This window comes from Shimia isoporae (assembly GCF_004346865.1).
In the GTDB taxonomy this organism is placed as follows: Bacteria; Pseudomonadota; Alphaproteobacteria; order Rhodobacterales; family Rhodobacteraceae; genus Shimia; species Shimia isoporae.
This window is the reverse complement of sequence record NZ_SMGR01000001.1, coordinates 441508-455896: the sequence shown is the minus strand read 5'-3', so window position 1 is coordinate 455896 and position 14389 is coordinate 441508. Positions and strand designations below refer to the sequence as shown.

Here is a 14389-nt window from a genome sequence, read left to right as displayed (position 1 = left end):
CCGGCTTTTCCTGATCGGTTATGTGAGCTGCGATCACTCTGCCGCTTCGGCATAGTCCTCCATCGGCGGGCAGATGCAAACAAGATTGCGGTCGCCATAGGCGTTATCGACGCGTCCCACTGGCGGCCAATACTTGTCGACTTTGAACGAACCCGGAGGGAAGCATCCTTGCTCGCGGGAATAAGGCCGGTCCCAATCCTTGACCAAATCCTGCATGGTATGGGGCGCGTTCTTCAGCGGGTTGTTTTCCGCATCTATTTCGCCTTCTTCCACCGCACGGATTTCTTCGCGGATCGCCAGCATCGCCTCGCAGAACCGGTCCAGCTCCGCCTTGGTTTCACTTTCCGTCGGCTCGATCATGAGTGTGCCCGCAACCGGCCAGCTCATCGTCGGTGCGTGGAACCCACAGTCCATGAGGCGCTTGGCAATATCGTCTACCGTGATACCCGCGCTTTCAGCAAAGGGGCGCGTATCGATGATGCACTCGTGCGCCACCCGTCCGGACGGACCTTTGTACAGCACGTCAAACGCGCCTTCGAGGCGCTTCGCGATGTAGTTGGCGTTCAGGATCGCAACCCGCGTCGCTTGCGTCAGACCCTCTCCGCCCATCAAAAGCACATAGGCCCAGCTGATCGGCAACAGGCTTGGAGAACCAAACGGCGCGGCTGATACCGGCCCTTCTTGCCCGCCAGTTTCCGGATGGCCCGGAAGATGCGGAACAAGGTGTGCCTTCACGCCGATCGGACCCATGCCGGGACCGCCGCCGCCATGCGGAATACAAAAGGTCTTGTGCAGATTCAGGTGGCTGACATCGCCCCCGACATCGCCCGGACGCGCCAGACCGACCATCGCATTGAGGTTCGCCCCGTCGATATAAACCTGTCCACCATGTTCATGGGTGATCGCACAGACGTCGTGCACAGTGTCTTCGAATACCCCGTGGGTGGACGGATAGGTGATCATACAACCCGCAAGGTTCTCGCTGTGCTTTTCCGCCTTGGCGCGGAAGTCTTCCAGATCGATATCGCCATTTTCTGCCGATTTCACCGGAACCACTTTCCATCCCACCATCTGTGCCGATGCCGGATTCGTGCCATGAGCGCTCATCGGGATCAGACAGATGTTGCGGTGCCCTTCCCCGCGACCGCGGTGGTACGCAGCGATGGTCAATAGCCCTGCATACTCGCCCTGTGCGCCGGAATTGGGCTGCATGGAAATCGCGTCATAACCGGTGATCTGGCACAGCTTGTCGTTCAGGTCCGTGATGAGTTCCTCATACCCTTGCGCCTGATCTTTCGGCGCAAACGGGTGCATCAGCGAGAATTCACGCCAGCTCACGGGCATCATCTCGACCGCCGCATTGAGCTTCATCGTGCAAGATCCAAGTGGAATCATGGCGCGATCGAGTGCCAGATCACGATCCGCCAGACGACGCATATAGCGCATCATCTCTGTTTCCGCGCGGTTCATGTGGAAAATCGGGTGATCCAGATAGCTGCTCTCACGCCCAATCGCGTCCGGAATATTGTACTCGGGTTCGAATTCGTCGTCCTTGCGATCAATTCCAAAGGCCCGCCAAACAGCTTCCACGGTTTGTGGCCGGCTGGCTTCGTCCAATGATATCCCAACCTTGGTTTTGCCCACGCGGCGCAGGTTGATCCCCTCCTGAACCGCGGCCTGCAAAACGCCACGCTGCAACAGCCCCACGTCCACGGTGATCGTGTCGAAATACACCTCCGGTTCCACGGTAAAACCCGCGTCTTGCAGGCCTTTGGCCAGACGGACCGTCTTGCGGTGAATGCGCTGCGCAATCGCTTTGAGGCCTTTGGGACCGTGGAAAACCCCGTACATCGACGCCATGACCGCCAGCAGAGCCTGCGCCGTGCAAACGTTTGAGTTGGCTTTCTCTCGGCGAATGTGCTGCTCGCGAGTTTGCAGGGACAGGCGATAGGCACGGTCACCATGGCTGTCGATAGACACCCCGATGATCCGGCCCGGCATCGCGCGCTTATAGGAATCCTTGGTGGCCATATAGGCCGCGTGCGGACCGCCATAACCCACAGGGACACCGAACCGTTGCGTGCTGCCGACCGCAATGTCGGCCCCCATCGCGCCAGGTTCTTTCAGAAGGGTCAGTGCCAGAATATCGGCAGCTACGACACCAATAGCCTTGGTTTCGTGAAGGGCGGCGATTTCCTTGGTGAAATCACGCACATCACCGTAAGTGCCGGGATACTGGAACACCGCTCCAAACACCTTGTCCGCTTCAAGGTCGTCCGGATTTCCGACAATGACCTCAATGTCCAGCGGGGCGGCACGGGTCTGCATCACTGCAATGTTCTGCGGGTGGCAATTTTCGTCCACGAAGAACGCCTTGGCTTTGGATTTACTGACACGCTGCGCCATCGTCATCGCTTCTGCGCAGGCCGTGGCCTCATCCAGCAGAGAGGCATTGGCGATCTCAAGACCAGTCAGGTCGCTCACCATGGTCTGGAAATTCAACAACGCCTCAAGGCGGCCTTGCGAGATTTCCGGTTGATAAGGCGTATAGGCCGTATACCACGCCGGATTTTCCAGAATGTTGCGCTGGATGGCCGGGGGCGTAACGGTTCCATAGTACCCTTGGCCAATCAGGCTGGTCAGCACTTTGTTTTTCGCAGCGGTTTCACGCATGTGGCGCATCAATTCACGTTCAGAAAACGGGCGGCCGAAATCCAGCGACTCTTTCTGCCGGATGCTATCCGGAACAGTGTCATCGATCAGCGCATCAAGGCTGTCCACGCCAAGCGCGTCGAGCATCTCCGCCATTTCGTCCGGCGACGGGCCGATGTGACGGCGATTGGCAAAGTCATATGGCAGGTAGTCAGTAGGCGTGAAGGGCATAGAAGGTCTCCTCAGCGGTCTGCGGCAACAGGCACAGAAAATGTCGGTTTGAGGCTCGTTTGGATGCAGATAACTGCGCCCGAGCCTTGGAGGGGGCGTAAGCACCCTCCAGTTGGGAGGGCGGGCACAGGCAGGCATTTCAACCGTCCCGCACCCATCTCGAAATCAATCAGGATTCATTGGTCGGGCACGGGCCCGGTCGCGCCGGAACCGGCGTTTACCCAATGAAATCCTTGTATTCGTTCTCATCCATGTAGTCGTCCATCTGGCTCAGATCAGACGCCTTCATCTTGAAGAACCATGCGCCTTCCAGCGGGTCCTCATTGACCTTGCCCGGTTCATCCACCAGCGGTTCGTTGACCTCTACGATTTCACCATCCAGCGGCGCCAGAATGTCGGACGCGGCCTTCACGGACTCGATCACACAGACCTCTTCGTCCTTGGTCACCTCGGTGCCGGCTTCCGGTAGTTCCACGAACACCACGTCGCCCAACTGTTCGCTGGCGTGTTCCGTGATGCCAACCACCACAAGGTCACCTTCGACACGCAACCATTCGTGCTCTTCGGTATATTTCATTGCTTGCTCTCCTGTTGCTCAACGTTTGAAATTGGCTGGTACCAGCGGCATCTTCGCCACTGTCACGGGCATGCGTTTGCCCCGCACCTCGCCAAAAAGTTCCGTGCCGACTGCGGCTTGCGCCGCGCCGACGTATCCCATTGCGACCGGCCCTTCGTATGTCGGGCCAAATCCACCAGAGGTCACTTCGCCAATCGGGTCGCCACCTTCAGCTTCCGCGAAGATGGGCGTCCCCGCCCGCATCGGGGCGCGACCCTGTGGCACTAGGCCCACGCGCTTGCGGGCCACGCCTTCCGCAAGGTCGCCAAAAATCCGGTCCACACCCGGGAAGCCGCCTGCGCGATCTCCACCTGCGCGACGCACCTTCTGGATGGCCCATGTCAAACCAGCCATGACGGGCGACGTGCTCGTATCAATGTCATTGCCATAAAGACACAGCCCTGCTTCAAGTCGCAAACTGTCCCGCGCCCCAAGGCCGATTGGCTCAACCGCATCCATTTCCAGCAAAGCCTTGGCCAATGCTTCCGCCTGTGCTTCCGGAACGGAAATCTCGTAGCCGTCTTCGCCGGTGTACCCGGATCGGCTGACCCAGCACTCCGCACCGGCCAACTCGACGGTGACGACATCCATAAAGCTCATTCCTGCAACCGCTGGATTGAGCCCTGCCAACGCTGCCTCCGCCGCTGGGCCCTGCAAGGCAATCAGCGCACGGTCCGTGATTTCCTCAACGGACACCTCAGGCTCAAGCGCGGCCTTCATGCGGGCAATATCTGCCTCCTTGCAGGCGGCATTGACGACCACAAACAGATGATCGCCCCGATTGGCAAACATCAGGTCATCCTCGATGCCACCGCCATCATTCGTGAAAAGCCCATAACGCTGGCGACCTTCGCCGAGCCCAAGAACATCCATCGGCACAAGTGTTTCAAACGCCCGCGCCACGGCCTCGTAACTTTCGCCACGCAGGACAACCTGCCCCATATGGCTCACATCGAACAAGCCCGCCTGCGCTCGGCAATGCAGATGCTCTTTCATCACGCCCAGCGCGTATTGCACCGGCATTTCGTAGCCTGCAAACGGCACCATCTTCGCGCCCAGCGCGACGTGCAAATCGTAAAGTGGTGTGCGGTTCAGCTCACCCATGGACAGCGCCTCCCTAGCTTTCCGGTGGCTTCCATGGTGGCCCACAGAACACATCCGGCATCCTCAGTCCGCACGAGGCTCCTCCCCATGCGCGCGATGCCCCCTCTGTCCTTCAGCCTGAGATCGTTATCCCTTCGGCGGACGCCCATTTTTGACGCCTCTCTCCAGAGTGTGTTTCAGTGGTAAATCGGTCCCTGAGGCCTGAGAGTTTCCGGGGCGGTTGCTCCTTCGGCACCGGATTGCTCCGGTTCTCCCGATTCACCTATGCGCAAGAACCTAGTGTTCCCCTGCGCTCCTGACAAGCTGAAATTATCGCGCCTTCACGGATGGTTATGCCGACCGGCATTTTGGCGCCAGCAGTGCCGACAGGGCGTCGTTGCCACACACAAGCCCATCCAGCGTCACACGATCGAGCCGCGCATAAAACACTTCCAGCGCCTCCTGAAGGGCCAACTTCAGACGGCAGACTTCAACCAGCGGACAAGAGTTGTCCACGTCGGCAAAACACTCTGCAAGCGGCACCGGTGCTTCCATAGCACGGAATATGTCTCCGATCTCGATTTCAGCCGGTTCGCGCGCCAAAGCCAAACCACCGTTCCGCCCGCGCTGGGTGTGAATTACCCCCATCTGGGCCAGCTGATTGATAACCTGTGCCAAATGGTTTTCCGACGCGTTGCAGCGTTGGGCAATCTCGTGCTTTGTCACCAATCGGCCCGTATTCACGGCACAGAACATCAGCACCCTGATCGCGATATTGGTCCGTTTTGTGATGCGCACGACAGTTGCCCCTCCGGCTAATTCGCAACTGTTTTGCCGCCAAATTGCGGATAACTCATTGACATGGATCAACGGCTTGCGCGACATGCGCCCATGAGCACGCCCTATTTCTTTGGCTATGGCAGCCTTGTGAACACCCGCACGCATGACTACGCCGACGCGCAACCGGCGCAGCTTTTGGGCTGGAAACGGGCGTGGGTCGCCACCGATTTGCGGCCGTTTGCCTTTCTCAGCGCAGAGCCGGAACTGAACTCCGTCATTGACGGCCTGATCGCGCATGTTCCAGGCAATGACTGGGCTGCTCTGGATCAACGGGAATTTGCTTACGATCGTATGGACGCCAGCGCCGACGTGACACACGCCAAATCCGACCCCATACGCATTGCCGTGTATTCTGTTTCAAATGAAAGACGCGTTCGCGCCGAAACTCCGCCTCGCATCTTGCTCAGCTATCTGGACGTGGTCGTTCAGGGGTACCTTCGCGTCTTCGGGCGACAAGGTGTTGCGGACTTCTTTGCAACGACTGACGGTTGGTCCGCAGAAGTTCTTGATGATCGCGCCGCGCCTATCTATCCGCGCCACCAAAGGCTTTCCGATGAAGAAACATCTTTGGTGGATCATCATCTGGCCGCTCTTGAGGCAACACGCGTGCAGCCCTCCTGAAGCGCGCGCCAAAAGTCGCGTTTTCTGGTCTGTCCCCTTCGGAAGTACAGGAAACCATCCGGTTCAATTCAGTCAGCCAAAACCGGCCACTTCGCATTAAGGTCGCGAAGCCCGGTCCGGATAAGCTCTTCCAGCACCTCCATATTCACATCAGCTAACTTATTGATGTACAGGCAGCTTTTTCCCATCTTGTGTTTTCCAAGCCGGTCCAGGATGTCGCTATAGTCCTGATAGCCTGGCATTATGTATATCGACAGGTTTGCTTTGCGCGGGCTGAATCCGGTTGCCAGGAAATCCCCCGTGCGCCCGCTTTCGTACCGATAGTGATACCGACCGAAACCGACGATCGACGGCCCCCACATCTTTGCTTCAAATCCTGTGACGCGCCCGAACAGGTCGAGCAATGCCAGCCCGTCGTCACGCCGACGCGCCGGTTCGATCGTGGCCAGAAATGCAGGGACATCCTGTCCGGTAGGTACTGTCTTGTTGCCGCTCATTCTCTCATTCCAGATCAATTTCCCGCGATTTTCAATCCACTCTCAAAAAATCGTCGTATAGTGTAGGATATAACAAATATCGATTTTATCAGCACACAGGAGAGGACCCATGCTGAAGACCCCAACGATTTCCCGCCGCCATTTGATCGCCGGCGCCGCTGCGTTGCCCGTCGCGGCGGCCACAGGCACCCAAGCCACCGCCGCTGCTGACATGATGGGCGTTGCCCAGACTCGCTTCAACCGCATGAAGCTGGGCAACTTTGAAGTCACCACACTTCTGGTTGGCACCCGCACCGTAGAAGGCCCGCAAAACATCTTCGGCATGAACGTTTCTGCTGACGAGTTTGCAACCGCATCCGCCGCCAACCGCATTCCCACCGACGCGGCACAGTTTTTCTTCACGCCCACGATCGTCAACACCGGCTCCGAGCTGATCCTGTTTGATACAGGCCTTAGCCCCGAGGCGATCTCCTCCGCGTTGCAAGCCGCGGGATATTCCACCGATCAGGTCGACACCGTTGTCATCACCCACATGCACGGTGACCACGTCGGCGGAACTGCCGGCGAAAACGGCGTAACCTTTGCAAACGCCAAGCACGTCACTGGCGCCGCCGAGATGAACTTCTGGGCTGGCACCGACCAAAACAAAGCCTTCGAAGGCAAGATCCGCCCCAACATGGATCGGTTCGACATGATCGACGACGGCGCCTCCGTGGCGTCCGGTGTGACGGCCATGGGCGCATTCGGACACACGCCGGGCCATATGACATACATGCTCGAAAGCGAGGGGCAGCAAATGCTGCTCGGCGCGGACTTCACCAATCACTATGTATGGTCGCTGGCCTACCCTGATTGGGAAGTAAAATTCGACATGGACAAATCTGCCGCTGCCGCCACACGTCGCAAGGTGCTTGGTATGCTGGCCGCGGACAATGTGCCTTTCGTGGGCTACCACATGCCATTCCCAGCTGTTGGGTACGTCGAAACCCACGGCGACGGCTTCCACTACGCGCCGGCAAGCTATCAGTTCATGATGGGCTGATACCCTCGCCACCTGGTCAGCGCGCTTGCTCCGTCTGGCGCGCTATAAATACAGCGCGCTGGCCACCACAAAAAAGATCAAAACACCAAAGACATCGTTCGTCGTGGTGATAAAAATCCCCGTTGCCACCGCAGGATCAAGACCGAGCGACCGCAACAAAAACGGGATCATTGCGCCCATCGTTCCTGCAATCGTCGTCACGAGCGTCAAGGCCAAAAAGGCCGAAAGCGCAAGCATCTGCGGCGCGGCTATTGGCAGAACCAGACTGACAACCAAAACGACCAGAGCGGTGATTGCTCCGATGCTCAGGCCATTGAACAACGCTCCAAAAAACTCGCGCAACATCCGCGTCCCGAAATCGCCACGCCAATTCGCACCCGTTGTCAGCGTTTGCACCGAAACAGTACTGGCCTGAATACCTGCGTTGCCTGCTGTCGCCATAACCACTGGAATGAAGCTCGCCAACACAGCAGCCTGCGCCAGTGCTTCCTCGTATGACCCAATCACAGCGGCCGCAAAACTCGCCCCGCAAAGCCCACCCAACAACCACGGAAGACGCCGCTTCAAAATTGTGAAAGGTCCGTCAAACTGGGTCGTCGCCGGAGACACCGAGCCCATGCGCAGCATATCTTCCTCGGCTTCCTCCTGAACGATCTCCTGAAGTTCCCTGGCCGATATCCCACCCACCAGTTTGCCGCTCGCGTCGACAACACCCAGCGCGTTTAGCCCCTTGCTGCGCGCCAGCTTCAGCACATCCTCGCGGTCGGTTTCCCCGTCTACGACCACAAGTTCAGGGTGGACGATCGAGGTCAGGGCCACATCCGCCCTCGCCTGAAGCACCTCCCGAAACCGCAGAAACCCGACCGGCCTGCGGGCCTCATCCACCACAAACATCATGTCGATCTTGCCGATTTCCTCGGTGCGCAGCCGGATGTCCTCGGTCAACTGACCCACTGTCCAATGCTCGGGCGCCATAAGCACACCCAGTCGCATCACCGACGCGGCACTGTCATCACGTGCGCGCAGAACCTCAGCGATACGGTCGGCATCCGGCCGCGTCGCAATGACATTTGAGGCAAAATCTCGAGGCAACTCCTGAAGCGTGTCAACCGCTTCATCCACATCCATCATCTCGATGATGTTGGCGAAGGTGCGTTCGGACTCGGGGCTGTAGAGCACCGTGTACAGGTCATTGTCCAACTCCGCGAGCACCTTGAGTCCAAGCACATCAGGCAACCAGTCAAACGCCAAACGCGCTTTCGCGGGACGCAACCGAAGCAAACAGGCCAGCGCGTCTGCCGGGTGCCAGTCGCCCGTCGCGGCCAGCACGCCCTCGCGATCTCCCGCCGCGATCATGTCGCTGATCTTGCGCAGGGTGGTTTTGTTCGCCTCGCGCCCTCCCTCGGTGCGCTCATCCTGCCAGGTTAATGTGCCCATAACGCACCCCGTCAAAAAATGTCTTTTTTACATGCCTGCCACATGCGCCATTGCACGCAGCTTGCCAAGATGCGCAGGCAATTGCACGACTTTTGCGGCGCTCTTTCGCTGATCCCAAGTACCATTTGTTCACTTGGAAAGTTAGCGCAAACATGTCACATCATGCCTATCGTCAGCCGAACCGGTGCCCCATGCAAGACATCCTAACAGTCACGCTGAATCCCGCAGTGGATCTCTCGACCACGGCTCCGAGTGTGGTCGCGGGCCACAAGCTGCGCTGCGCCACACCCGAATTCAGCGCTGGCGGCGGCGGCATCAATGTGTCCCGTGCTATCCGGATCCTCGGTGGCCATTCCCGCGCCTTTGTCGTCGCCGGAGGCAACGCCGGCCAACGCCTCCAAACCCTGCTCGCAGACGAAGGCATCGCCGAAATCGCGCACCCCGCGCCAGGCGAAACCCGCACCAATGTCGCTGTCATCAGTGACGAAACCGGCAAGCAGTTCCGCTTCGTCATGCCTGGCCCAACGTGGTCCTCGGCTGACTGCAAACAGCTTCTGACCCGTCTCAACGCCATGACCAATCGGGCAGGCCTTCTGGTCCTGTCCGGAAGCCTCGCTCCAGGGATGCCGCGCGACTTTGCCCGCACCATCATCGCCTCACTCCAAGACACCGGCCCCAGTATCATCTGTGATATCTCCGGCGAGCCGCTGCATGATCTTTGCTCCGGCCCCAACCCCGGGCTCGCGGTGCTGCGTATGGATCTGGACGAAAGCGAGGACATTCACGGCGCTCCCCTACCAACCCGCGAAGACAGCGCCCGTTTCGCAGAAAACCTCGTGAAACGCGGTGTGGCCGAAACAGTGATTGTGGCGCGCGGCCCCGATGGTTCCATCCTGGCAAGCGAAGACGGATGTTTGCACGCCTCCGCACTGGATGTCCCGATCGACAGCAAGGTTGGCGCGGGAGACAGCTTTGTCGGCGCCTTCACGCTTGCCCGCGCCGCTGGCGAACCCCTCGCAACAGCCCTGCAACACGGCACGACAGCTGCCACAGCCGCCGTGACCACACCAGCCACCGAACTCTGTCGCAAGTCGGACTTCACGCGCTATTTGCCAGACTGCTCCCTTTCAGAGATTCACCTCTGAAAAGGCCGCTGAACCGCAATCAGCTCTCGTCGCGAAAGCGGTTCACGATCGGATAACGGCGATCCATCCAGAATGCTTTCTTGCTCAACCGGGCACCGGGTGCAGACTGGAACCGCTTGTATTCACTAATGTAAACCAGATGCTCGACCCGTTTGACCGTTTCCCGGTCAAATCCTGCTGTAACACAATCAGCCACCGATTTTTCCTGATCCACCAGCATCAGAAGGATTGCGTCCAGAACGTCATACGGAGGCAGGCTGTCCTCATCCTTCTGATCAGGTCGCAGCTCGGCCGAGGGCGGCTTATCGATGATGTTGACAGGAATGACCTCACCTTCCGGTCCCGACATCCAGTCCCGATGCACAGCATTGCGCCACCGCGACGTCTCGAACACGCGGGTTTTGTACATGTCCTTGATGGGATTATACCCGCCCGCCATATCGCCATAGATCGTGGCATAGCCCACCGCGACCTCCGACTTGTTGCCCGTGGTCAAAAGCATCTCGCCAAACTTGTTGCTCAGCGCCATCAACAACAATCCGCGCAGACGACTTTGTATGTTTTCCTCGGTCAGACCGGCCTCGGTGCCCTCAAACAAAGGTGCAAGCGTGTTGGTGATCGCTTGCCGCCCTTCCTTGATTGGCACAAAATCATACCGGACACCCAAACGCTCTGCGATGTCTTTGGCGTCATCCAGTGACTCCTGTGATGTGTACTCGGACGGCAACATCACACACCGCACATTGTCCGGCCCCAGCGCATCCACGGCAATGGTCGCAACCAGCGCACTGTCGATCCCCCCGGACAGCCCGAGCAGAACCTTCTTGAAACCGGTCTTGCCCATGTAATCCCGAAGCGCTTCGACACAAACGCGATAATCCTGCTCCTCACCAGCGGGCAGAACCGCCTTCGGCCCCTCCTTGCACCGCCATCCGGCAGGTGTGCGCTCGAACTCGACATGTGCGATCGCTTCGTCGAAAACCGGCAGCTGCATCGCAAGTTCGCCACCAGGGTTCAAAACAAAAGACCCGCCGTCAAAGACCTGATCGTCCTGACCTCCCACCATGTTCAAATAGACCAGAGGCAGCTCGGTCTCTATGACACGCGCGACCATGTGGTTCATGCGCCGGTCAAACTTGTCGCGATAGTACGGCGATCCGTTGGGCACCACGAGAATCTCCGCTCCGGTTTCCTCCAGAGTTTCCGGCACGTCCTCGAACCAAGCATCTTCGCAAATCGGGCTGCCAACCCGAACACCGTTCACGTCATACGGCCCGCCCATAGGGCCATGTTCAAACAGGCGTTCCTCATCGAACACCGTATAGTTCGGAAGGTGATGCTTGAGCTGGCGATGCACGATCCTTCCGCCCTTCAGCACGAAATACGCGTTGTACAGCTTTCCGTCATCCGCCCAGGGTCCACCGACAGTCACAACCGGCCCGTCAGCGCAATCCACCGCCAAACGCTCGATTTCCGCCAACGCCGCAGCCTGCAACGCAGGTTTCAGGATTAGGTCCTGCGCGTTGTAGCCGACGATGAACATCTCGGGAAAGGCAACCATGTCCGAGCCCGCAGCCTTTGCTTCGGCCCAGATCGCGCGCACCTTGTTTGCATTGCCGCGCAGATCGCCCATCACCGGATTGGCTTGCGCCATGGTCAAGCGGAACGTGTCGGACATCGCCCCTGCCTCCTGCTAAATTCCTTCGGCCAAAGATGTAGCAGACCCAGCGACAAGGGAAAGCGCAATCGCGTTCACTTTACAGCTGCAAAGGCAACTCCAGATGGTTGGCATACATATGATCGCGGTGTGCGAGCAAGTTGGGCGCAAGCGCTGCCTTTGTTGGCCCGTCCAGCGTTTCAAAAGACGCCCGCGCCTTTTCATGCATCGGACAGACGTTGTCCGGCAACGGTGCAAACAACGCCATGACACAGGCCAACTGAATATCCGCCGCTGTCATGGTGTCGCCAAACAGATAAGGCCCTTCCGAGTTCGCAAGAAATTCAGAAAATTCCCGCAAAAGTGCGACAACCCGTGGCCCGTAGGTCTCGCCCATGCTTGCGACATAGCCATACTTTGCTGCCAGATAGGCCGCGACGCCACCAGAAAACCCGCCCGACGATGTCATGCCGTAGTGCACGAGCTGTAAGCGGCGGGACCACGCCAGGCCGCCTTCGCCCATCAGGTCTTCGCCCATCTGCAAAACAAGCGCCCTCTGGTTTTTGTCCTCGGGCAAAAGCGCTGGTGTCGGCGCAAGCCGTTCAGCGAGCGCGACGATCTCGCGTACCGACGAAAGCGGCGCTTCGTCGCCGTAAACGGCTGTCGGCGCACTCACTTGACCGGTCCATTCGATCTGGGCCTTGTCCTGCCCGTCAAAACTCACGGGTTGCCAGTCGATGTTTTTGACATGCAGCACGCCCTTTACAACTTCCCCCCATGGGCTCGGCACCCCACGGACAATTGTCACCCGCAGCCCGTCCGCAGCCATGCCATCACTGGTCCCCACATAGTCCCGCATCGTTTTCTCCTTGTTCGATTTTTGTGCACGCTGCCACGCCAACCGGACTGTGACCAGTCACAGATTCCCCTGCGCCATTGCACAGCCCGTCAAAACCCGTTGCCCAGCGCAACCCATTGATCTAAAATTCGATCCAATGCCGGAAAACGGCTGGGGATCCCCCTTTGTGGGCAACATGGGACTGAATGAATGAGCAGAACTCAGGCACTTACTTTAGCCATCCTGCTGGCGGCCGCTCCGGCCATTGCGCAGGACAGCCAGGTTCTGACCAAACAGTATGACGATGGCGGCGTGTACGAAGGCACCTTCAAAGGCGGCCTGCAGCACGGTACCGGCACCTACCGCCTGCCCAACGGATACGAATACACGGGTGCGTGGGTCGACGGCGAGATTCTCGGCAAAGGTGTGGCCCGTTTCGCAAATGGATCCGTTTACGAAGGCGACTTCGCCAAGGGCCGTCCACACGGCGTCGGCAAAATCGTTTTCGCAGATGGCGGCACCTATGAAGGCGAATGGAAAGAAGGCCAGATCACCGGTCGCGGTGTGTCCATCGGCGCAGATGGTGTGCGCTACGAAGGCGACTTCGTGAATGCGGTCCAGCACGGCCACGGAACGTCCATCTTCCCGAACGGCGACCAGTACGAAGGCAGCTGGGTCAACGGCATTCGCGATGGCCAAGGCAAAATCACCTTTGCAGACGGCACGATTTATGACGGCGGCATGGTCAACGGGCAACGCTCAGGCACCGGCACACTCACGGTGCCGGACGGGTTGGTCTACACCGGCAGCTGGGCGGATAACCAGATGTCTGGCGAAGGCACCATCACATATGCCAACGGCGATACGTACGTCGGCCAGATCAGCAACGGTCGCCGTCAAGGAAATGGCGAGATGGCCTATGCGAACGGCGACCGCTACGTAGGCAATTTTCAGGATGGTCAGCGCCACGGCCAAGGCACGCTCACCGCGCCAGACGGCTACAGCTACAAGGGCAGCTGGCTCAACGGCCGACAAGAAGGCGAAGGCACGCTCACCTACACGGACGGCTCCGTCTATCAGGGGGCCATCCGCAACAACCAAAGCCACGGCTTCGGCAAAATCACCTATGCCGACGGCAGCATCTACGAAGGCGAATGGGTCGACGGCGTGATCGAAGGCAACGGCAAGGCTGCTTATGTGAACGGGCTGGTCTACGAAGGCGAATTCAAAGCCGCCCGCAGCCACGGCAAAGGCGTGACCACCTACCCTGACGGTTACCGCTACGAAGGCGACTTTGTGGAAGGTCTGCGCCACGGTCTGGGCACTGTCACCTTTCCGGACGGCTCCGTTTACACAGGTGCCTTTGTCAAAGGCCAACGCGAAGGCATCGGCGAACTGGTCATGCCTGACGGCTTCAAATATTCCGGCGAATGGAAAGCCGGTGAAATCGACGGTATGGGCGTAGCCACCTACGCGAACGGCGACGTGTATGAAGGCATGTTCAAAGCCGGCAAACGTCAGGGTTCCGGCACGATCAACTACGCTGGCGGGGAAACCGCAACCGGCACATGGGAAAACGGAACCCTTCAGACCGACGGCTGAGGCGATTCTCCAGATCAGAGGTGAAGAAAGGCACGCGGTTAAGCCGCCTGCCTATTGGCGGACCCACGGCAAAGGAAGCGGAGACCGCCTTAAAACCCTGAAATAAAAAGATTACTTACCCTTGCCCT

At 58.8% G+C, this 14389-nt stretch carries 12 protein-coding genes and 2 riboswitches; of the genes, 4 read left to right on the top strand and 8 right to left on the bottom strand.

The features are described 5' to 3' along the window. Positions 1 to 33: 33 nt before the first annotated feature. From gcvP to BXY66_RS02235, 4 genes are all read right to left on the bottom strand, one after another. Positions 34 to 2883 carry an aminomethyl-transferring glycine dehydrogenase gene (gene gcvP, locus BXY66_RS02250; protein ID WP_132858553.1) on the bottom strand — a complete coding sequence of 950 codons (2850 nt, stop codon included), beginning with the start codon at positions 2881 to 2883 and terminating at the stop codon, positions 34 to 36. 217 nt (positions 2884 to 3100) lie between these two features. Continuing rightward, positions 3101 to 3460, bottom strand: a complete 360-nt coding sequence (gene gcvH, locus BXY66_RS02245) for a glycine cleavage system protein GcvH (RefSeq protein WP_132858552.1) — start codon at positions 3458 to 3460, stop codon at positions 3101 to 3103. An 18-nt stretch (positions 3461 to 3478) separates the two neighbouring features. Next, positions 3479 to 4603, bottom strand: coding sequence for a glycine cleavage system aminomethyltransferase GcvT (gcvT, locus tag BXY66_RS02240; RefSeq protein WP_132858551.1), 1125 nt, complete (start codon positions 4601 to 4603; stop codon positions 3479 to 3481). 95 nt (positions 4604 to 4698) lie between these two features. Further along, a riboswitch (glycine riboswitch) is annotated at positions 4699 to 4781 on the bottom strand. Continuing rightward, positions 4782 to 4869, bottom strand: a riboswitch (glycine riboswitch). Between the two features lie 64 nt (positions 4870 to 4933). Further along, complete coding sequence (locus tag BXY66_RS02235; RefSeq protein WP_132858550.1) at positions 4934 to 5380, bottom strand: RrF2 family transcriptional regulator; 447 nt, start codon at positions 5378 to 5380, stop codon at positions 4934 to 4936. Between the two features lie 93 nt (positions 5381 to 5473). Between BXY66_RS02235 and BXY66_RS02230 the strand changes: the two genes are divergently transcribed. Next, positions 5474 to 6043 (top strand): gamma-glutamylcyclotransferase family protein, encoded by a 570-nt coding sequence (locus tag BXY66_RS02230; RefSeq protein ID WP_207911281.1) that lies wholly within the window; start codon positions 5474 to 5476, stop codon positions 6041 to 6043. Positions 6044 to 6111: 68 nt separating this feature from the next. On the opposite strand, the gene BXY66_RS02225 is transcribed toward BXY66_RS02230, so the two are convergent. Further along, on the bottom strand, positions 6112 to 6540 hold the full coding sequence (locus tag BXY66_RS02225; RefSeq protein ID WP_132858548.1) for a DUF1801 domain-containing protein: 429 nt from the start codon (positions 6538 to 6540) through the stop codon (positions 6112 to 6114). 109 nt (positions 6541 to 6649) lie between these two features. Between BXY66_RS02225 and BXY66_RS02220 the strand changes: the two genes are divergently transcribed. Beyond that, on the top strand, positions 6650 to 7582 hold the full coding sequence (locus BXY66_RS02220; RefSeq protein WP_132858547.1) for an MBL fold metallo-hydrolase: 933 nt from the start codon (positions 6650 to 6652) through the stop codon (positions 7580 to 7582). A gap of 42 nt (positions 7583 to 7624) precedes the next feature. Here BXY66_RS02220 and mgtE read toward each other — a convergent pair whose 3' ends face one another. Further along, complete coding sequence (mgtE, locus tag BXY66_RS02215; protein ID WP_132858546.1) at positions 7625 to 9019, bottom strand: magnesium transporter; 1395 nt, start codon at positions 9017 to 9019, stop codon at positions 7625 to 7627. Positions 9020 to 9210: 191 nt separating this feature from the next. Between mgtE and BXY66_RS02210 the strand changes: the two genes are divergently transcribed. After that, a complete protein-coding gene (locus tag BXY66_RS02210) occupies positions 9211 to 10164 on the top strand; it encodes a 1-phosphofructokinase family hexose kinase (protein ID WP_132858545.1) in 954 nt (317 codons plus the stop codon). Between the two features lie 19 nt (positions 10165 to 10183). On the opposite strand, the gene BXY66_RS02205 is transcribed toward BXY66_RS02210, so the two are convergent. Together BXY66_RS02205 and BXY66_RS02200 are read right to left on the bottom strand one after the other, a co-directional pair. Beyond that, entirely contained in the window at positions 10184 to 11842 is a 1659-nt protein-coding gene (locus BXY66_RS02205; RefSeq protein ID WP_132858544.1) for an NAD+ synthase, read from the bottom strand. Between the two features lie 79 nt (positions 11843 to 11921). Further along, the gene (locus BXY66_RS02200; RefSeq protein WP_132858543.1) at positions 11922 to 12680 is read right to left on the bottom strand and encodes a glutathione S-transferase family protein; all 759 of its coding nucleotides are present in this window, start codon (positions 12678 to 12680) and stop codon (positions 11922 to 11924) included. Between the two features lie 189 nt (positions 12681 to 12869). On the opposite strand from BXY66_RS02200, the gene BXY66_RS02195 reads away from it, so the two are divergent. Then, complete coding sequence (locus BXY66_RS02195) at positions 12870 to 14261, top strand: MORN repeat-containing protein (protein ID WP_132858542.1); 1392 nt, start codon at positions 12870 to 12872, stop codon at positions 14259 to 14261. The last annotated feature ends 128 nt before the right edge of the window (positions 14262 to 14389 follow it).